This is a genomic window from Curtobacterium sp. JUb34, from assembly GCF_003755065.1.
Taxonomy (GTDB): Bacteria; Actinomycetota; Actinomycetes; order Actinomycetales; family Microbacteriaceae; genus Curtobacterium.
On sequence record NZ_RJVH01000001.1, the window covers coordinates 418,411 to 436,467 of the forward strand.

At 71.3% G+C, this 18,057-nt stretch carries 19 protein-coding genes; 9 read left to right on the forward strand and 10 right to left on the reverse strand.

The features are described 5' to 3' along the window. Positions 1-236 precede the first annotated feature (236 nt). Both EDF63_RS01925 and EDF63_RS01930 read left to right on the forward strand, forming a co-directional pair. A complete protein-coding gene (locus tag EDF63_RS01925; RefSeq protein ID WP_123310720.1) occupies positions 237-2,066 on the forward strand; it encodes a glycoside hydrolase family 15 protein in 1,830 nt (609 codons plus the stop codon). A gap of 13 nt (positions 2,067-2,079) precedes the next feature. Further along, positions 2,080-2,682 (forward strand): DUF1992 domain-containing protein, encoded by a 603-nt coding sequence (locus EDF63_RS01930; RefSeq protein ID WP_123310722.1) that lies wholly within the window; start codon positions 2,080-2,082, stop codon positions 2,680-2,682. Between the two features lie 59 nt (positions 2,683-2,741). On the opposite strand, the gene EDF63_RS01935 is transcribed toward EDF63_RS01930, so the two are convergent. Beyond that, on the reverse strand, positions 2,742-3,422 hold the full coding sequence (locus EDF63_RS01935; protein ID WP_123310723.1) for a hypothetical protein: 681 nt from the start codon (positions 3,420-3,422) through the stop codon (positions 2,742-2,744). Positions 3,423-3,583: 161 nt separating this feature from the next. On the opposite strand from EDF63_RS01935, the gene EDF63_RS01940 reads away from it, so the two are divergent. The 5 genes from EDF63_RS01940 (at position 3,584) to EDF63_RS18560 (ending at position 8,550) form a co-directional block, all read left to right on the forward strand. Further along, positions 3,584-5,980: a phosphoketolase gene (locus tag EDF63_RS01940; RefSeq protein WP_123310724.1), complete on the forward strand. Its 2,397-nt coding sequence runs from the start codon at positions 3,584-3,586 to the stop codon at positions 5,978-5,980. A 303-nt stretch (positions 5,981-6,283) separates the two neighbouring features. Then, positions 6,284-6,499 carry a hypothetical protein gene (locus EDF63_RS18350; protein WP_111085822.1) on the forward strand — a complete coding sequence of 72 codons (216 nt, stop codon included), beginning with the start codon at positions 6,284-6,286 and terminating at the stop codon, positions 6,497-6,499. 33 nt (positions 6,500-6,532) lie between these two features. Next, a complete protein-coding gene (locus EDF63_RS01950; protein WP_123310726.1) occupies positions 6,533-7,216 on the forward strand; it encodes a fumarylacetoacetate hydrolase family protein in 684 nt (227 codons plus the stop codon). Positions 7,217-7,375: 159 nt separating this feature from the next. Further along, positions 7,376-8,362, forward strand: coding sequence for a sugar phosphate isomerase/epimerase (locus tag EDF63_RS01955; RefSeq protein ID WP_123310727.1), 987 nt, complete (start codon positions 7,376-7,378; stop codon positions 8,360-8,362). An 11-nt stretch (positions 8,363-8,373) separates the two neighbouring features. Beyond that, a complete protein-coding gene (locus EDF63_RS18560) occupies positions 8,374-8,550 on the forward strand; it encodes a hypothetical protein (RefSeq protein ID WP_185021246.1) in 177 nt (58 codons plus the stop codon). 3 nt (positions 8,551-8,553) lie between these two features. Here the strand turns inward: EDF63_RS18560 and EDF63_RS01960 are convergent, their stop codons facing one another. The 6 genes from EDF63_RS01960 to EDF63_RS01980 all read right to left on the reverse strand — a co-directional run bounded on the left by EDF63_RS01960 (position 8,554) and on the right by EDF63_RS01980 (position 13,981). After that, positions 8,554-8,883, reverse strand: a complete 330-nt coding sequence (locus EDF63_RS01960; RefSeq protein ID WP_123310728.1) for a hypothetical protein — start codon at positions 8,881-8,883, stop codon at positions 8,554-8,556. Next, positions 8,880-9,449 (reverse strand): hypothetical protein, encoded by a 570-nt coding sequence (locus tag EDF63_RS01965; RefSeq protein ID WP_148061695.1) that lies wholly within the window; start codon positions 9,447-9,449, stop codon positions 8,880-8,882. Before EDF63_RS01965 ends, EDF63_RS01960 begins: the two co-directional genes overlap by 4 nt. Then, positions 9,446-9,976 (reverse strand): RNA polymerase sigma factor, encoded by a 531-nt coding sequence (locus tag EDF63_RS01970; RefSeq protein ID WP_123310730.1) that lies wholly within the window; start codon positions 9,974-9,976, stop codon positions 9,446-9,448. The genes EDF63_RS01965 and EDF63_RS01970 overlap by 4 nt, the downstream gene beginning before the upstream one ends. A gap of 259 nt (positions 9,977-10,235) precedes the next feature. Next, positions 10,236-10,391, reverse strand: a complete 156-nt coding sequence (locus tag EDF63_RS18565; RefSeq protein WP_185021247.1) for a hypothetical protein — start codon at positions 10,389-10,391, stop codon at positions 10,236-10,238. 186 nt (positions 10,392-10,577) lie between these two features. Further along, positions 10,578-13,094 (reverse strand): ATP-dependent DNA ligase, encoded by a 2,517-nt coding sequence (locus EDF63_RS01975; RefSeq protein ID WP_123310732.1) that lies wholly within the window; start codon positions 13,092-13,094, stop codon positions 10,578-10,580. Continuing rightward, a complete protein-coding gene (locus EDF63_RS01980) occupies positions 13,091-13,981 on the reverse strand; it encodes an SDR family oxidoreductase (protein ID WP_123310735.1) in 891 nt (296 codons plus the stop codon). The genes EDF63_RS01975 and EDF63_RS01980 overlap by 4 nt, the downstream gene beginning before the upstream one ends. A gap of 106 nt (positions 13,982-14,087) precedes the next feature. On the opposite strand from EDF63_RS01980, the gene EDF63_RS01985 reads away from it, so the two are divergent. Both EDF63_RS01985 and EDF63_RS01990 read left to right on the forward strand, forming a co-directional pair. After that, complete coding sequence (locus EDF63_RS01985) at positions 14,088-15,095, forward strand: Ku protein (protein ID WP_123310737.1); 1,008 nt, start codon at positions 14,088-14,090, stop codon at positions 15,093-15,095. Between the two features lie 46 nt (positions 15,096-15,141). Further along, the gene (locus tag EDF63_RS01990; protein WP_123310739.1) at positions 15,142-15,759 is read left to right on the forward strand and encodes an antibiotic biosynthesis monooxygenase; all 618 of its coding nucleotides are present in this window, start codon (positions 15,142-15,144) and stop codon (positions 15,757-15,759) included. Here EDF63_RS01990 and EDF63_RS01995 read toward each other — a convergent pair. From EDF63_RS01995 to EDF63_RS02005, 3 genes are read right to left on the reverse strand one after another with little or no spacing between them, the layout of a single operon-like run. Further along, a complete protein-coding gene (locus EDF63_RS01995) occupies positions 15,756-16,364 on the reverse strand; it encodes a TetR/AcrR family transcriptional regulator (RefSeq protein ID WP_185021248.1) in 609 nt (202 codons plus the stop codon). The two genes, EDF63_RS01990 and EDF63_RS01995, sit on opposite strands and share 4 nt — an antisense overlap. Beyond that, on the reverse strand, positions 16,361-17,071 hold the full coding sequence (locus tag EDF63_RS02000; protein WP_123310743.1) for a DUF998 domain-containing protein: 711 nt from the start codon (positions 17,069-17,071) through the stop codon (positions 16,361-16,363). Before EDF63_RS02000 ends, EDF63_RS01995 begins: the two co-directional genes overlap by 4 nt. A 19-nt stretch (positions 17,072-17,090) precedes the next feature. Then, positions 17,091-18,035 carry a Ppx/GppA phosphatase family protein gene (locus tag EDF63_RS02005; protein ID WP_123310745.1) on the reverse strand — a complete coding sequence of 315 codons (945 nt, stop codon included), beginning with the start codon at positions 18,033-18,035 and terminating at the stop codon, positions 17,091-17,093. Positions 18,036-18,057: the final 22 nt, after the last annotated feature.

Consider the following 18,057-nt stretch of genomic DNA (forward strand, 5'->3'; position numbering starts at 1 on the left):
ACGCGTTCCTCGTTGTGCTGCACGGCGCGCATGCGCGGTCCTTCCGGTGTGCCCGGGGCGGGCGGTCCTGCCGACGGCGTTGGTGCCGCGGGCGTTCCTGCCGATGGGCAGGAGAGCGACAGTAGTGCGACACGCCCGGGATGCGCAACTCACCCGGGCGTGTCGCGACTCGTGCACAGCCACAGCGGGGTACGTCCGCCTGATGGTCGCGCCTCGGGCGCGGGCAGGCTGGGTGCATGACGGAGCGCACCGAAGACACCCTCGACGCGGTCGACACCCACGCACGCACCGACGGGTACGCCCCGCTCCGCACCTACGGAGCGATCGGGGACGGCCGGACCGTCGCGCTCATCGCCCGCGACGGGCAGATCGACTGGCTGCCCATCCCCTCGATGGACTCACCGCCCGTGTTCGCGAGCATCCTCGACGCCGAGCACGGCGGCCACGTGGCGCTCCGCCCGGTGGACCGGTCGGCCGAGGTCTCCCGCGAGTACCTGCCGGGGACCAACGTCCTCGTCACCACGTGGACGACCTCGTCCGGGCAGGCCACCGTGACGGACGCTATGGTCACCGGCGTCGCCGGACGCCTGCCGTGGGCCGAGGTCGCGCGCTGTGTCCAGGGGGTCAGCGGCTCCGTGGAGTTCGAGTGGGCGGTGGTGCCCGGCACCCTGCTGGGCACCGCCGAGCCGAAGCGCCTCGACACCGCGAACGGCGCCGTCATCGGCATCGACGGCATCACGATCGCCATCGTCGAGCAGGGGTTCCACCCGGCGCACGACGACGGCCCGCGCTTCTCCGGCCGGTTCACCGCTGACGAGGGCTCGAAGCACATCCTGACCATCGTCGGCACGCACGACGAGCCGATCTTCATGCCGCGGCCGGAGAGCGCGCTCGCCGCGATGGACCGGACGATCGCCAACTGGGCGACCTGGTCCGAGGAGTTCTCCTACGACGGCCCCTGGGCCGAAGCGGTGCAGCGGAGCGCCCTCGCCCTGAAGCTGCTCATCTTCTCGCCGACCGGCGCGATCGCGGCGGCACCGACCACGAGCCTGCCCGAAGACCAGACGGGCGGCAAGAACTGGGACTACCGCTTCGCCTGGGTGCGCGACCTGTCGTACACCGTGCACGCCCTGACCCGGTTCGGCCTGCGCGAGGAGACCCACGCGGCGGTGTCGTGGGTGATGCGCACCATCGCCGAGCACGACGAGGACATGCCGATCTTCTACGAGCTCGACGGCACGAAGAGCGACGACGTCGAGGAGCGCGACGTCCCCGGGTGGAACGGCATCGGTCCGGTCACGGTGGGCAACCGGGCCGGCGACCAGCTGCAGCTCGGGGTCTGGGGCGACGTCTTCGAGATCCTGCGCCAGTACGTGGCCGCCGGCAACGTCCTCGACCGGAAGACCGCCGCGGTCCTGCAGCAGCTCGCCGACGACGCCTGTCACCGCTGGGAGGAACCGGACTCCGGCATGTGGGAGCTCGAGGACACCCAGCACTACGTCACGAGCAAGATCGGCTGCTGGCAGGCACTCGACGCCGCCGTGGAACTCCACGACGCCGGCATGATCGACGGCCCCCGCGACAAGTGGATCGAGAACCGCGAACTCATCGAGCAGTGGGTCGCCGAGCACGGGTGGGACGAGGAACGCGGCCACTACGTGATGTACCCGGGCTCGGACGCGCTCGACACGTCGATCCTGCTGCACGCGATGAGTGCCTTCGACCGCGGACCGCGCATGGCCTCGACCATCCGGGCGATCGAGGAGCACCTGCAGCGTGGTCCGCTGGTGTACCGCTACTCCGGCATCGAGGACGAGGAATCGCCGTTCGTCGCGTGTTCGTTCTGGCTCGCGGCCGCGATGGCCTGCACTGGCCGGATCGACGACGCGCGGACGCTGATGGACGACATGGTCGGCCAGGCGAACGACGTCGGGCTGTTCAGCGAGATGATCAGCGAGAACGGAGCGTTCATGGGGAACATCCCGCAGGGACTGTCCCACCTGGCGCTCATCCAGGCAGCGCTGACGATCGAGGAGCTGACTGGCGAGGACGACCACTCGGCGTGATCATGGAGGGGTCATGAACGACGTCGATGCGCGGATGGACCGGCTCAGGAGGGCCGCCCGGTACCGCTACCAGCAGCTGGTCGACAGCGAGATCGAGCGGGGGTCGCTCGATCCGGACGAGGTGCGCGAGGAACGCCGGCTGCTGAAGGCCGCCGACGTCGCAGCGCATGCGCGGGCACAGATCGAGGAGGCCGAGCGCCGAGGCGTCTTCGAGGGCAACCCGTACCACGGCAAGCCGCTGCCCGGGAACGACGGGCAGCACGACCCGGACTGGTGGATCCGCTCCAAGATCGAACGCGAGGACATCCGCGGCATCGCACCGCCCGCACTCGCGCTCCGCACCGAGGACGCGGAGCTCGACGATGCCCTCGACGCGCTGTCCACGGAGGCCGACGTGCGCGATGTCCTCGTGGACTTCAACGCCCGGGTGAAGGAAGCCCGACGCCAACTGCTCGGTGGGCCGCCGGTCGTGACGCCGCTGCGGGACGTCGACGACGAGGTGACCGCGTGGCGGGAGCGACGGGAGGCCCGCCTCGCCGCGGCCGCAGCGGCTGCGGCTGCACTGGTGGCCGGGTCTGACGACCGACCTCGCCGGTGGTGGCGCCGCCGTCGCTGAACGTGACGAAGGGCCGTCCCGGTTGTCCGGGGCGGCCCTTCGCGTGGTGGTGCGGGGTGTTACTTGATCTGTGCGGTGATGGTGGCGGTGCCGACGAGGAGGCCGCGCTTGACGGCGTCGGTGCCGAAGGTCTTGTTCAGCAGGCCGGCGGCGTCTTCGGAGACGTGGACGGTGGTGCCGGTCAGGATGGCGTTGTCGCCCTCGAGCTGGAGGGGCTTGAGCGAACCGCCCCAGAGCTCGAACAGGTACGCGTTGGACGCGGCGACCTTGCCGTTGACCAGGACGTCACCGTAGAGCTTGGAGGAGCCCGGGTTCACGACGAAGTTCTCGAGCGTGACGGTGGTGTCGCCGGCCTTCAACGTGAGGCCGGAGTCGTCGTGGTTGAGCATGCCCTGCACGTAGGGGCGGTAGTTGCCGTCCGGCGACCAGTACGTGACCGATCCGGCGGTGATCGGGAACGACACGGACCCGTCGGCGAGGGTCGCGTCTCCCGAGACGCCGGGGGTGAGCTTCAGGGCGGTGAGGGCGTCGGTGAAGCCGGAGTCGAGCTTCACGGCGGTGGACCCGCCCAGGACCTCGGGGACCGACGCGACCGGTGCCGGGATCTTCGACTCCGACGACGACACGGTGTGGATCGAGGGAGTGGCGGCCTGGGCGGAGGAGATGCCGAACGCGGCACCACCGAGGACGAGGGCGCCGGTCGTGGCGAGGGTGATGGAGGTCTTCAGGCTCTTGCGCATGGTGATCGATTCCTTTGCTGTGTGGAAGCTGCGTGCCGGCCATGTCTGACCGGAGAGCGCCCTGGGCTTTTGCCCTGTGCAACTCATTCGGCGCACCCTCGCGATCGGTTTGGAATGTCTTTCCTGAGGTTTCCGGGGCCGGGGTTTCGTAGCGTGGGGACATGGCCCCTGCGCACATCTCCACGACCGACCGACTCCGGGCTGTCGACGCCTGGTGGCGAGCCGCCAACTACCTGACGGTCGGGCAGATCTACCTGCTGGACAACCCGCTGCTCGAACGGCCGATCGAGCCCGGCGACATCAAGCCCCGGCTCCTCGGACACTGGGGCACCTCCCCCGCCCTCAACCTCGTGTACGCACACTGCAACGCCCTGATCGCGGAGACCGGGCGCGAGTTCCTGTACATCTGCGGCCCGGGACACGGCGGGCCGGCGATGAACGCGAACGCGTGGCTCGACGGCACCTGGGGCGAGCTGTACGCCGACGACGACCTGCAGCGCTTCTTCCGGCAGTTCTCGTTCCCCGGCGGGATCCCGTCGCACGCGGCACCGGAGACGCCCGGGTCGATCAACGAGGGCGGCGAGCTCGGCTACTCCCTCGCGCACGCGTACGGGGCCGCCCTCGACAACCCCGACCTGGTGGTCGCGTGCGTCGTCGGTGACGGTGAGGCGGAGACCGGTCCGCTCGCGGGGTCGTGGCAGGCGCACACCTTCCTCGATCCGGTGTCGGACGGTGCCGTGCTGCCGATCCTCAACCTCAACGGGTGGAAGATCGCGAACCCGACCGTCCTCGCCCGCATCCCCGGCGAGGACCTGACCGCCTACTTCCGCGGCCTCGGCTACGACCCGATCGTGGTCGACTCGCGGCGGGTCGACGACGACCCCTACGCCGTGCACGCCCTGTTCGACGGTGCGCTCCACCGGGCACTCGCCGCCATCGACGACATCCAGGCAGCAGCTCGAGCCCAGGCAGCACGCGCGGCGGCGGGACAGCCCGCGGGTGCCGCCGACCTGCGCCCGCGCTGGCCGATGATCATCCTCCGCACCCCGAAGGGGTGGACCGGGCCGAAGGAGGTCGACGGTCAGCAGGTGGAGGGGACGTTCCGCGCACACCAGGTGCCGCTGTCGAACGTCCGCGAGGACGACGGCCACCGGGCCCAGCTCGAGGAGTGGATGCGGTCCTACCGGCCCGAGGAGCTCTTCGACGAGGACGGGAAGCCCCTCGGGATCATGACGACGATCCGTCCCACCGGCGACGAGCGGATGAGCGCCACGCCCCATGCCAACGGCGGGCGCATCCGGACGGCCCTCGACCGTCCGGCGCTCGACGGGTTCGGGGTACCGGCCGGTTCGACCGCCTCGGCCACCGGCACGCTCGGACCGTGGCTCGCAGCGCTGATCACGCAGAACGCGTCGACGTTCCGGCTCTTCGGCCCCGACGAGACGATCTCGAACAAGCTCGACGCGGTCTTCGACGTCACCTCGCGGGTGTGGCGGGCGCAGCGCGCGGTCGGCGACGAACACCTCGGGGCTCGCGGACGCGTGACCGAGGTCCTGTCCGAGCACCTGTTGGAAGGCATGCTCGAGGGCTACGTCCTCTCCGGCCGGCACGGGCTCCTGAACACCTACGAGGCGTTCGCCCACATCATCGACTCGATGGTCGGGCAGTACGCCAAGTGGCTCGAGTCCGCGACCGACATCGACTGGCGTGCACCCGTGTCGAACCTGTCGATCCTGCTGTCGTCGCACGTCTGGCGGCAGGACCACAACGGGTTCTCCCACCAGGACCCCGGGTTCCTCGACGTCGTCGCGTCGAAGCAGCAGGACCTGGTCCGGATCAAGCTGCCAGCCGACGCCAACACCCTGCTCGCCGTCGCGGCGCACGCCTTCGAGACGACCGACCGCATCGAGGTGATCGTCGCCGGGAAGCACCCCGAGCCCGTCTTCCTGTCGCTCGAGGACGCCGTCGCCCACGTGGACGCGGGCCTCGGGGTCTGGGACTGGGCCGGCACCGAGCAGGAAGTCGGCCGCGTCGACGTGGTCCTCGCCTGCGCCGGCGACGTCCCCACCGTCGAGGCCGTCGCCGCCGCGGACATCATCCGGAAGCACGCGCCCGAGGTCGGCGTCCGGGTCGTCAACGTCGTCGACCTGCTCGCGCTCGGCGACCCGCGGAAGCACGAGCACCCGATCCCCGACGAGCGGTACGACGAGCTCTTCCTGCCCGGGACCCCGACGGTGTTCGCGTTCCACGGGTACCCGTCGCTCGTGCACCAGCTGACCTACCGCCGCAACGGCCACGACGATCTGCACGTGCACGGGTTCCTGGAGCGGGGCACGACGACGTCGCCGTTCGACATGCTCATGCGGAACGAGATGGACCGCTTCGCGCTGGCGCACGACGCCCTGACGCGGGTGGACGCCGACGCGCACGCCGATCTGCTCGCGACGCTGTCCGCAGCGCGGGACGCAGCGCGCACCTACGCGTACGACGAGGGCGAGGACCACGAGTCCGTCGACGGGTGGGAGTTCTCGGGGTGGCCGCAGGGCCCGTCCGCCTGATCGTTCCTGCACAGGCCGGGAGGCCCGGATCACCGTCCACAGGACCGGTCACGCCCGCCGCGTGGCCGGTCCTGTAGCGTCAGGGTGGTCCACATGGATGTCGCGTTGACGAGTGCGGTCGTGTCGGTGGTCGGGGCTCTCGTGGCCGTCGGCGCGTTGGTCGTGTCGGTCGTCGACGGGCGCGCTGGGCGGCGAAATACTGAGTTCTTGGGGCACCGGGATCTCTGGTGGCAGCGTTGGTCGTGGGTCGCTGACCGAGCAACCTCGGACGATGCGAGGCAGCGAGGAACGAAGGGACGGACGATGATCTCGACGCTCACCGATGAGGCCTTCAAGCGCTTGCTCGACAACCGAGAGCTGACGACGCCACGGCTGCTTGCGAGCCCCCACTACGCGCCGCTCATGCGCGCGGAAGGCGCTGAAGAGGAACTCGCGCAACTGCGGATCGAGTGGCGCGAACGGCAGGAGCGCGCCCGCGCGCGGAAGCTCAAGTACGAGGCGTCCTTCGGTGAGAGCTGAACCGATGCCCTGCGAGCCTGCCACGCTGGGACCGTGACCGACCTCGTCATCCCGGCCCCGAGCCTCCCGACCGTCCCCACGACCACGGGCGCACGCTTCCCCGTCCGACGCGTCTTCTGCGTCGGCCGGAACTACGCGGCGCACGCACGCGAGATGGGACACGACCCGGACCGCGAGCCGCCGTTCTTCTTCACCAAACCGGCGGACGCCGTCGTCGTCGACGACGCGGACACCCCGTACCCGCCGCAGACGGCGCAGCTCGAGCACGAGGTCGAACTGGTCGTCGCGATCGGCACCGGCGGCGCGGACATCGCCGCGGCCGATGCCCTCGCCCACGTCTGGGGGTACGCGGTCGGCATCGACCTCACCCGACGCGACCTCCAGGCCGAGGCGAAGCGCCTCGGTCGTCCGTGGGACACGGCGAAGGGGTTCGACGCCTCGGCACCGATCGGCGCGATCGCCCCGGCGCAGGGCATCGACCCCAGCGCGGGCAGCATCGAGCTCGTCGTCGACGGCGAACGACGACAGGTCGGTGACCTGGCCGACCAGATCTGGTCCGTCGCGGAAACCATCGCGGCGCTGTCCCGGACCGTGGCGCTCGCTCCCGGAGACCTGCTCATGACGGGGACGCCCGAGGGGGTCGGGGTCCTGGAGCCCGGGCAGCAGGTCGTCGGCACCATCGCCGGCGTCGGCACGGTCCGCACCCGCATCGTCTGACCGGCGTTTCCGTGGTGTGACGGGCCGCTGGGAGGGCTCGCAGGCGCGACGGGTATCCCTGGTGCGACGCCAGGTGGGGATCGCGGCGTCGCACACACGGGGCAGGACCATCGCGACGGGCGTCTGCAGCTGCTCCGGGATGACGGAGGTACGGCCGTGATGGAACACGATCTGCTGGCGACGTCGTGGACGTGGGCGGGCGACGAGACCATCCGTGAGCGCGTCCACGCGGTCGGTGCCGCAGGGTTCGCGGGACTCTCGTTGTCCCTCGACGACCTGCACGAGGTGCGCGCGACGACGGGCTTCGCCGAACTCCGCCGCGTGCTCGACGGCGCGGGCATCGTCTGGGTCCAGCTGGGGCCGCTCGACCGCTGGTGGACGTGCACGAGCCGGACGGACGACGACGACGCCGACCGCGGGGTGGTCCTCGAGGCGGCGGCGGCGCTCCGTGCCTGGCAGGTGATCGCTCGGGCCGACACGTCGTTGCCCGGAGCCTCGCCCATCACGATGGCCGACGACTGGACGGTGCTCGCCGACCAGGCCGCCACCGTCGGTGCGCAACTCGTCCTCGAACCCGAGCCGTGGTCGAACCTGCCGACGATCGAACGGGCTGCACGCTTCGTCGCAGCGGCCGGCCACCCGAACGGTGGGCTGCTGCTCGACGCGATGCACGCCCTGCGCGGTGGATCCACGTTGGCGTCGATCCGGCAGGGTGTCGCGCCCACGACGCTCGCGGCGGTCGAACTGAGCGACGGGCTCCTGCACACCCCGTCCGGCATGACCCTGTCCGAGGAGGCCCGCGAGGCGCGGTACCTGCCCGGAGCGGGCGCGTGGGACCTGCCGGGGCTCGTGCGGACGGTGCGGGAGCTCGGCTTCGACGAGCCGTGGGGCGTCGAGGTCCGGACGCCCGGCCACCGGGCGATGCCCATCGGGGACGCACTCCGGACGGCCGCGGCGGCGACCCGCGCCGTGCTCGACGCGGCCGACGCGTACGGCGCACCGGCCGCGCCCGCGATGCCCTCGTCGCCGGCGCCGACCTCGGCGGTCGACTTCGAGCCGCCGCACCCCGGCACGCGCGGCGTGACCCAGCCGGGATCGCGCCGCCCGGCCGGACGCCGTGACGCCGACACAGGCACGCCCGCGTAGCCTGCTGGAGCATGAGCGACCAGACAGCACACGACGACGATCTCCTCCGCCGCTCGCAGGAGTCCATCGACGAGGCCAAGGCCGCTGCGGCCGAGGTGTCCGAACCCGGCGAGGACGAGCTCGTCGACGAGGACCTGCCCGTCGCGGACGATGCCGAGCCGACGGACGGACCGGCACCGGCTCCCTGACGTTCAGTCGATCTCGACGACGCGGACCGTGACGTCGGAGGGCGCTGCACCGAGGGAGTGGTGCGCGGCCGCCACGACGGCGTCCCGCACCGACCGGAGGACCGCGATCGTCGGCACGGCCCGGTCGGTCGTGACGACCACACGGACACGTGCTCCGTCCGGCCGGTCCTGGACGAGCACGGCCCCTCCGTCCCGCGGGATCTCGAGCACGGAGCGGACGTCGCGGACGAGCGTGGCGAGTCCGGGTCCGGGCGGCAGCACCGATCGGACTCCGGGCACCGCGAGGACGACCGCGGTGAGTTCACGGGAGACGGCGCGGACGTCGGCGGTCACGGTGTCCCTCCGACCACGACGTCGGCGACGCGGACGACCACGCTGCGGATCCTGAACGGCGCGTGCGCACCGAGCACCGCGGTGACGTGCGCACGGAGCGCCTCGGCACGGTCCGACACGGATGCCTCGAGCGTGGCCACGACGGTGATGTCGACGTCCACGGCACCGCCGGGGACCCCGACGTCGCCGCTGAAGCGGGTCCGACGGACGACGACGCCGGGGACGTCGTCGCCGAGGGTGCGGACGAGCCCGCGCAGTGCGCCCTCGGTCACGACCAGGTGCGCGGCGGGATCGTCGTCGGGGACCGGGATGTCCCGTCCGGCGTGGGCGGTCGTCCGGATGGACGCGAGCACCGAGCTGATCCAGCGCTCGTCGCCGTCAGCCGACGCCTCGGTGTCGAGCAGGTCCCGTGATGCCCGTCGCAGCACCTGCAGCCGCTCGAGGGCGGCGACGGCGTCGGGATCACCCTCGATGTCGGCCCGGACCGGGGTCCGGTCGGCGTCGAGGTAGTCGGAGAGTTCGTCCAGCGTGAAGGCACCGTGACGGTCGTCGACGTCGTCGCTCATCGCCACCCCTCCATCTGTTCGATCACGCGTCGCCGCGCACGGGCGAGCAACCCGCGGACGGTCGGTGCGGACAGCCCGGTCGCCTCGGCGATCTCGGCGTAGGGCGCCCCACCCACCTCGCGCATCACCCAGACGGCGCGCTGGGCATCCGGGAGTGTCTGCACGATACGCGCGAGTTCCCGCACCTGCATCCGGGCGGCGACCACCTCGTCGACGGGCCGTTCGTCCGGCGCGTCGACCATCGCTTCGAGGTCCGCGTGCGGGTGCCGACGGCGGAGCCGGTCGAGCGCCTTGTTCGCTGCGATGCGGAACAGCCAGTTGCGCACCCGCTCCGGGTCCTCGACCCGATCGATGCGCTGCCAGGCCTGCAGGGCGGCTTCCTGGACGGCGTCGTCGGCCTCCCCGTCGCCGTACCCGAGGATCCGCGCCGCGTAGGCCCGCATGTGGGGTCCGTACCGGCGGATCAACACCCCGAACGCGGCCGTGTCGCCGTCGGCGCTGCGCTCGACGAGCGACGCGTCGGACAACGCCGCGAGGGCTTCGTCGCTGGACAGGAGCAGCTCCTCTGCGCGATCTCGGGTTCTCGTGTGACGAATCGGACGTTCGTCACGTCCTTAGTGCGTGCCTACCAGGTGCGCCTCCGCGCGTCTGGTGCCAGCGCGCCGTGGCCGGCCATCCCTGAAGGGTCGGTCACGGTGCCTCGACGGCGGCCCGTGCGCTCCCTGATCCGGTGCACGGGTCGCCTTCCCCCGCCCCCGGTGTCCACTCGCCGTCGCGCCGACGCGCCTACTCGTCGGTCTCGTCGGCGAGGAAGTCCGCGTAGGTCACTTCGGTGTCGGTCACCACGGTCCCCGGATCGACCGGGCTCCGTGCGGCACGATCCCCGTTGATCGCGACGCGCTCCTCGGCCGTGAACGGCGGCAGGTACTTGCTCGAGCTCATCCCCAGGCCCTTTCGTCCCGGCGAACGTAACAGTCGGCGGCGGATCAGCGGTCGACCGGGTCGAAACGTCCCCCGCCGGGGCAACGGACGGGGGACGGAATTTCGCCACGGGCGGACCCCATGCGCACGCATCAGCGCGGGAGCCAGCCAGCGCGTGCGCGGCGGGGCGGCGCGCGGGCGGACGGCTCAGCGCTCGCGCACCACGTCCTCGGGGTCCTTGTCCGGCCGCCAGCCCCGCCAGGACGGCTGCCGCAGGCGCCCGTCACCGGTCCACTCGGCGAACTCGACCTCGCCCACCCGCTTCGGGGTGACCCACTGCGCGTCCCGGGCGTCGACCCGTGGGACGTCGACGAACGGCGATGTCTTCCGATCGAGCGGGCGCAACGCTGCGGCGATCTCGTCGAGGTCGCGATCGCGGAACCCCGTGCCGACCTTGCCGATGTACTCGAGTCCGTCCGGCCCGGGTACGCCCAGCAGCAGCGACCCGACCCCGCCCGCACGACGACCGCTGCCCGGCTTCCACCCACCGACCACCACTTCCTGCGTGGCGTGGTGCTTCAGCTTCAGCCACGCCTCGGACCGCCTGCCCTCGGCGTACTTCGAGCTGCGCTTCTTCGCGACGACGCCCTCGAGGCCCTGCTCCCGCGACGACGCCATCACGCCGTCCAGGTCGCCCTGTGAGGCCGGCGGCACGTCGATCGCCCCGCCGGGCTCCACGACGGTCTCGAGTGCCTGCCGACGAGCGTCGTACGCCAGGCGGGTGAGTTCGTGTCCGTCGGCCTCGAGCACGTCGAAGAGCAGGAAGCGCACGGGGGTCGCCTGCTGCGCTGCCCGCACCTCGCGCGCCTTCGTCAGGCCCATCCGGTTCTGCAGGAGCTGGAAGCTCGGGCGGCCCCGGTCGTCGAACGCGACGATCTCGCCGTCGAAGACCCCGTCGACCCCGGCACGGTCGCCGAGTTCCTGGAGTTCCGGGTACTGCTCCGTCAGGTCGTTGTCGTTCCGGCTGCGAAGCGTGACCGAGCCGTCCCGGACGGTGGCGAGTGCACGGACGCCGTCCCACTTCATCTCGAACGCCCAGTCGGCTGGGTCCAGCCGGGGCGCGTCCTTCGCCAGTGTGGCCTGCATGGTCCGTCGGTCCGCCGGCGCGGTGTCCGCACGGCTGGCTCCGGTGATGCGCCGCTGCCCGTCGCGGTGTGCGGCGGTCGACCGGGAGGCTCGCCCCGCGTCTGCCGCGCCACCGCCGTCCGCCAGACGGTCGGGTTGCTCCTTCGTGCGGTGGATGAGCCAGTTCTTCTCGTCCCCGGCGCCACCCCGCCCGCGGGTGTGCAGGAGCGCCAGTCGGCGAGCGCCGCCGGTCCGGCCGTGCAGGGTGACGATGACCTCTTCGCCCTCGCGCCACTTCTCCAGCTCGTACGTGCCGTCGTCCCAGAGCGTCACTGTGCCGCCGCCGTACTCGTCCTTCGGGATCGTGCCCTCGAACGCGCCGTACTCGAGCGGGTGGTCCTCGGTCTGCACCGCCAGGTGGTTCTTGCCCGGGTCGGTCGGTTCGCCCTTCGGCAGGGCCCAGCTCACGAGCACGCCGTCGTGCTCGAGCCGGAAGTCGTAGTGGTCGCGGGTGGCGTGGTGTTCCTGGATCACGAAGGTCGGGGTGCCGTCCTTCCGGACCGTGGGCGCCCCCTCGGGCACCGGCTCCGGCGTCTTCGAGGCATCACGCTTCGCGCGGTAGGCGGCGAGCCGGTCGCGGGCCGGCTGCTCGGCCTCGTTCGCACGTTCGGTCCGGTCGCCGTCCCAGTGCCCGTGGTCGTCGCGTCCGACGGCCAACGAGGCGGACGCGACCGGGTGCAGGTGGTCCCCACGGGCCTCCAGGCGCTCCAACACCTCGTCCAGCGTCAGCTGGGCGAGGCCGCGCTCCTCGAGCTCCTTCCAGGTGCGGGGAGCGGCGACCGTCGGGTGCTCGCGCCCGCGCAACGAGTAGGGCGCGATCGTCGTCTTGTTGCCGTTGTTCTGCGACCAGTCGACGAAGACCTTGCCCGTCCGCTCGGCCCGGCTCATCGACGACAGCACCAGGTCGGGCAGGTCGTGCTCGAGGGCCTTCGCCAGCTCGTGCGCGACGTCGGAGACGTTCGCCGTGGTCGACCGACCGTCGAGGGCGGCGTACAGGTGGATGCCCTTCGAACCGGAGGTCACCGGGTACGGGTCGAGGCCCATGCCGTGCAGGATCTCGCGCGCCGCGACGGCCACCTCGACGCACTCGGGCAGGCCGACTCCCTCGCCGGGGTCCAGGTCGAGCACGAGACGGTCCGGGTTCTGCTGCCCGCCACGGGGACCGAACCGCCACTGCGGCACGTGCAGCTCGAGTGCGGCCTGCTGCGCCATCCACACGAGGGTCGGCAGGTCGTCGACGATCGGGTACTCGTTGTCGTGCTCGGAGTGGTGGATGGTGTGGTGACGGACCCAGTCCGGGGCGGAGTCCGGCAGGTTCTTCTCGAAGAAGACCTTGCCGTCGACGCCGTTCGCCCACCGCTTCCGGGTGACCGGGCGGTCCTTGACGTGCGGGATCATCCACGGCGCCACGCGCTCGTAGTACTCGATCACCCGCCCCTTGGTCGTGCCGGTCTCCGGGTAGAGGACCTTGTCGGTGTTGGTGAGCGCCAGTCGCCGGTCGCCGACCAGGACGACGGTCTTGCGGGACGCCGGACTCACAGCGCCACCCCGGTCGCTCCCGCCACCGTCAGGGTCGTGCCCGAGGTGTACGACGACTCCGGACCCGCCAGGTACACGTAGGCGCTGCCGAGCTCGACGGGCTGCGCCGGCCGCCCGAACGGGGTGTCCTGGCCGTAGCGTGCGATCTCGTCGCCGGGGTAGCTGATCGGCTGCAGTGGCGTCCACACCGGCCCGGGCACCACCGTGTTCGCCCGGATGCCCTTGGCCGCGAGCTGCCGCGCGAGGCCGTTCGTGTACGTGATGATCGCGGCCTTCGTCGCCGCGTAGTCGATCATGCGGTCCTGCGGCTGGTAGGCGGACACCGAGCTCGTCGTCACGATCGAACTACCCGGTGCCATGTGCGGGACCGCGGCGCGCACCAACCAGAACAGCGAGTACAGGTTGACCTTCATGGTGCGGTCGAAGTCCTCCGTCGACTGCTCGGTGACGTCCTCGTGCACCAGCTGGTGGCCGGCGACGAGCACCAGGGCGTCCAGCCCGCCGAGGTCGCGCACCGCGGTCCGGACGAGTTCGTCGCAGAAGCCCTCGTCCGTCAGGTCGCCGGGCAGCATCACGGCGGTGCGACCGAGGTCGGCGATGACGTCACGCACCTCGGTCAGGTCGTCGATCTCCTCGGGCAGGGCGTTCAGTGCGACGTCGGCCCCTTCCTTCGCCATCGCGATCGCCGCGGCTCGGCCGATGCCGGAGTCGGCACCCGTGACGAGCACGCGGTACCCGCGCATCCGCCCCGTGCCGAGGTACGAGACCTCGCCGTGGTCGGGCGGCGGGTCCATGGCACTCGCCAGCCCGGACCCCTGCTGCGTCTGCGCGGGGAAGGGCGGGCGCGGGAACTGCTCACGCGGGTCCTGCTTGTCGAGCTGGCTCATGCGCCCATCGTGCTCGCGTCGGCCGGTCGACGGTCCAGCGAACCCGGATCTGTGGAGAACCCGTCGGCTGCGGGCGCTCCCGTGCGGACACGGGCATCATGTGCGCATGAGGTCGATCTGGAAGGGCTCCATCGCGTTCGGGCTCGTCAACGTGCCCATCAAGGTCTACGCGGCCACCGAGACGCACGACGTGTCCCTGCACCAGGTCCACGACGAGGACAAGGGCCGCATCCGCTACAAGCGCGTCTGCGAGTTCGGGCACGAGGTCGAGTACGCCGACATCCAGCGCGCCTACGACGACGGCGACAAGACCGTGGTGCTCACCGCGGACGACTTCAAGCAGCTCCCCGAGGAGCAGTCGCACGAGGTCGAGGTGCTCGAGTTCGTGCCCGTCGACCAGGTCGACCCGATGATGTTCGAGAAGACGTACTACCTGGAGCCCGACTCGCGCTCGCCGAAGGCCTACGTGCTGCTGCGCGAGACCCTGGCGAAGACCGACCGGCTCGCGATCGTGCAGTTCACGCTCCGTCAGAAGACCCGGCTCGGTGTACTCCGTGTGCACGACGACGTCATCCTGCTGCAGGGACTGCTGTGGGGTGACGAGGTCCGTGCCGCCGACTTCACGGCGCTGGACTCGTCGGTGAAGGTCAGCGCGAACGAGCTGAAGATGTCGTCGTCGCTGGTCGAGAGCATGTCGACGGACTTCGACCCGGACCGGTACACCGATTCGTACCAAGAGGAACTGCAGCAGCTCATCGACGCCAAGCTCGACGCCGGTGACGACATCGACACCGAGAAGACGTTCGGCGCGAAGGAGGACGAGGACGACGAGGGCGAGGGCGGTGACGTCCTCGACCTGATGGCCGCCCTGCGTGCGTCCGTGGACAAGAAGCGGACAGGAGGCTCGGGGTCGCGTTCGGCGTCGAGCTCGCGTTCGTCGTCGGGTTCCGACTCCAGCACGTCCGGCTCGACGAAGAAGGCACCGGCTGCGAAGGCGCCGGCGAAGAAGACCGCGCCCGCGAAGGCCGCCGAGAAGAAGGCGCCGGCAAAGAAAGCACCCGCGAAGAAGCCCGCGGCCAAGAAGGCGCCCGCCGAGAAGAAGCAGGCGAGCTAGCAGCACGCGACACGAGCCGGTAACACGCGTCCGCGAGACTGGACGCATGACTCCACAAGAGCCAGGGAGCCTGCAGTCGTCACCCGAGACCGCCGGCCCGCCCGTCACCGTGTCCATCACCCGCCTGGTCGAACCCGACCGCATCCCCGAGGTCACCCACTGGGTGCAGTCCGGGGTGAACCTCGCCAACCGCTACCCGGGTTTCCTCGGCTCCGGGTGGGTCCGGTCGAGGGCGCAGTCCCGCGAGTGGCACATGCTCTACCGCTTCGCCGACCACGACTCCCTGGCCACGTGGGAGAACTCCGACGACCGGCTCCGCTGGCTCGACCTCGGGCGCGACCTGGTCGTGGAGTCCCGCGTCGAGAAACGCACCGGCATCGAGGGCTGGTTCGACGTCCCGCAGGATGCCCCGGCCTCGAGCGCTCCGCCGCGGTGGAAGCAGGCGGTCAGCATCTGGCTCGGCTTCTTCCCGGTGAACCTCGTCTTCACGATCCTGGTCGGGCTGCTCGTGCCGTCGTTCGCGGGACTCGCAGCGCTGCCGCGGGTGCTCATCACGACGCTCGTGCTCACGCCGATCATGACCTTCTGGGTGCTGCCGTTCGTGACGAAGCTGATCCGTCCGTGGCTGCTCGCGCCGCCGCGGTCCGAGCAGCCACGGACCTAGCTGACCACCCCGGGCACGTCGCCGCCGTACCCGAGCGCATCCCACGCCACCCGCAGCACGTACGGCCGGGCCTCGGTCGCCGAAGCGTCGTCCTCGTAGGTCAGCGCGAGCATCATGATCGCGCCGAAGGCACCGGACACCCGGGCTCGTCGGTCGAGCGACGCGGCCGCGCGGTCGCCGAGGTCCAGGCCGAAGAGTTCGAGCAGGATCGCGGCCACCGGGACCAGCCGCTCACCGACGTCGTCACCGCGTCGCAGCGTGAACGCGGCGAGGGCGAGCTCCGCCCACCCCGGCCGGGCCAGTGCGAGGTCGGTGATCCCGGCCAGCGCCGCGGCGTCGCGGTCCGGACCGAGCGGTATCTGCCGGACCGCCTCGCGCACCGTTTCGGTCTGCGCGGTGCACTGCGCGAGCGCGGCCTCGACGAGCTGCTCCTTGCTCGTGAACCGGGCGAGGATGCCCGCCTTCGAGTAGCCGGCCTGGTCGGCGACGGCCTGCACGGCGGTGTCCTTGACGCCGCGGCGGGCGATGAGTCCGGCGGTGATGTCCAGGACGTCGGCGGTGATCTCCTCGGCGGAGGGCCGAGCGCGGCGCGCGGGGCGGGTCACGCTCGCACCGCCGAGGCCCGTGCCGCCCGCCGGCGTCGGATACCCGCGACCAGCAGGGTGATCCCGGTGACGAGCTCCCACGCGACGATCGTGTACACGGCAGCACGCTCCCACACGCCGTCGGGGAACACGTCGACCACCGTCGAGGACGAGTCCACCACGAGCATCACGAGGGAGACGAGACCGACGATCCCGAGCGCGACGCTCGCGATCCGGTAGGCCGCAGGAGCCCGCAGCGCACGCGACCCGATGCCGACGGTGATCGCGACGAGGTTGCCGGTCGTGATCGCTGCCGCGGCACCGAGGACGTGGAACACGATCGTGCCGCCGTCGGTGCTCGTCTGGCTGCCGTGGAACGACCCGACCAGGACCATCCCGATCAGGTGGACGACGGCGAGGACCGCTGCCGTCACGCGCGCTCGGCGTGACGCGGCACGGAACACCACGACGGCGAGCACCGCGGCGACGCCGAACAGGATGCCCTGCCCGATGAACGTCGTGTTCATGAGCACGTGCAGCGGCGAGTCGATCGTCCGGCCCTGGAACGCGCCGACGTCGGGGACGCCGAGGTCGGAAATGTAGTTCGTCGCGTAGCTGTAGCCGGGGAACGCCGATGCGGAGACGGCTTCGCCGACGAGCCAGCCGACGCCCGCGACCGTCCAGAGGGCACCGGGGACGAGCGCGCGGGGAGTGTCCGAATTGGTCATGTACTGACCGTAACGGTCACTACTGGGAGTTGCCCAACACCGACAGCTGGTCGAGCCGCTCGAGGATCACGCCCTCGCGGAGCGCCCACGGGCAGATCTCCAGTGCCGCCAGGTCGAAGATGTCGAGGCAGGCCTCGGCGACGAGCGCTCCCGGCACCACCTGGTGCGCCCGGCTCGCCGACACCCCTGGGAGCTCCGCCAGCTCGGCGACCGACATGGTCAGCAACGCCGGCAGCTTGGACCGGAGCACGTCTCCGTCAAGTACCCGCGGCACGAGCGGACCGGCGGCCGACGGCGCCGCTCCGCAGATCCGGGCGATCGACCGGAAGGTCTTCGAGGTCGCGACGGCGCGGTCCGGACGCCCGGCGCGGAGCAGCTTGCCGGCGTCGCGGGCGATCTCCACGCGGATCTCGTGGCGGATGCGACGGACGTCGTCCTCGGTCGGGGTGCCCGCCGCGAAGTACGAGCGGGCGAGCCGGGCCGCACCGATCGGCATCGACCACGCGACGTCCGGCGCTTCGTCGGCTCCCCCGGCGATCTCGAGCGAGCCGCCGCCGATGTCGAACACCGCGAGCCGTCCGGCGGACCACCCGAACCACCGCCGGACGGCGAGGAACGTCAGCCGCGCTTCGTCCCCACCGGACAGGACGGCGAGCTCCACACCGGTCGAGGACTCGACGTGGGCGAGGACCGCGTCGGAGTTCACCGCGTCGCGGACGGCCGAGGTCGCGAAGGCGAGCATGTCCTCGCAGCCGCGTTCCTCGGCGACCCGGACGGCGTCCGCCACGAACCGCGTCAGGGCGTCGACGCCCTGCGGCGTCACCGCGCCGGCCTCGTCCAGGTGCTCGGCCAGCCGCAGCGGTTGCTTGAACGAGGACGCCGGCAGCGGCGCGGCGCCGCCGTGGGCGTCCACGACGAGCAGGTGGCCGGTGTTGGACCCGATGTCGAGGACTCCCACGCGCATGGCACAACGCTAGCGGCCGGGC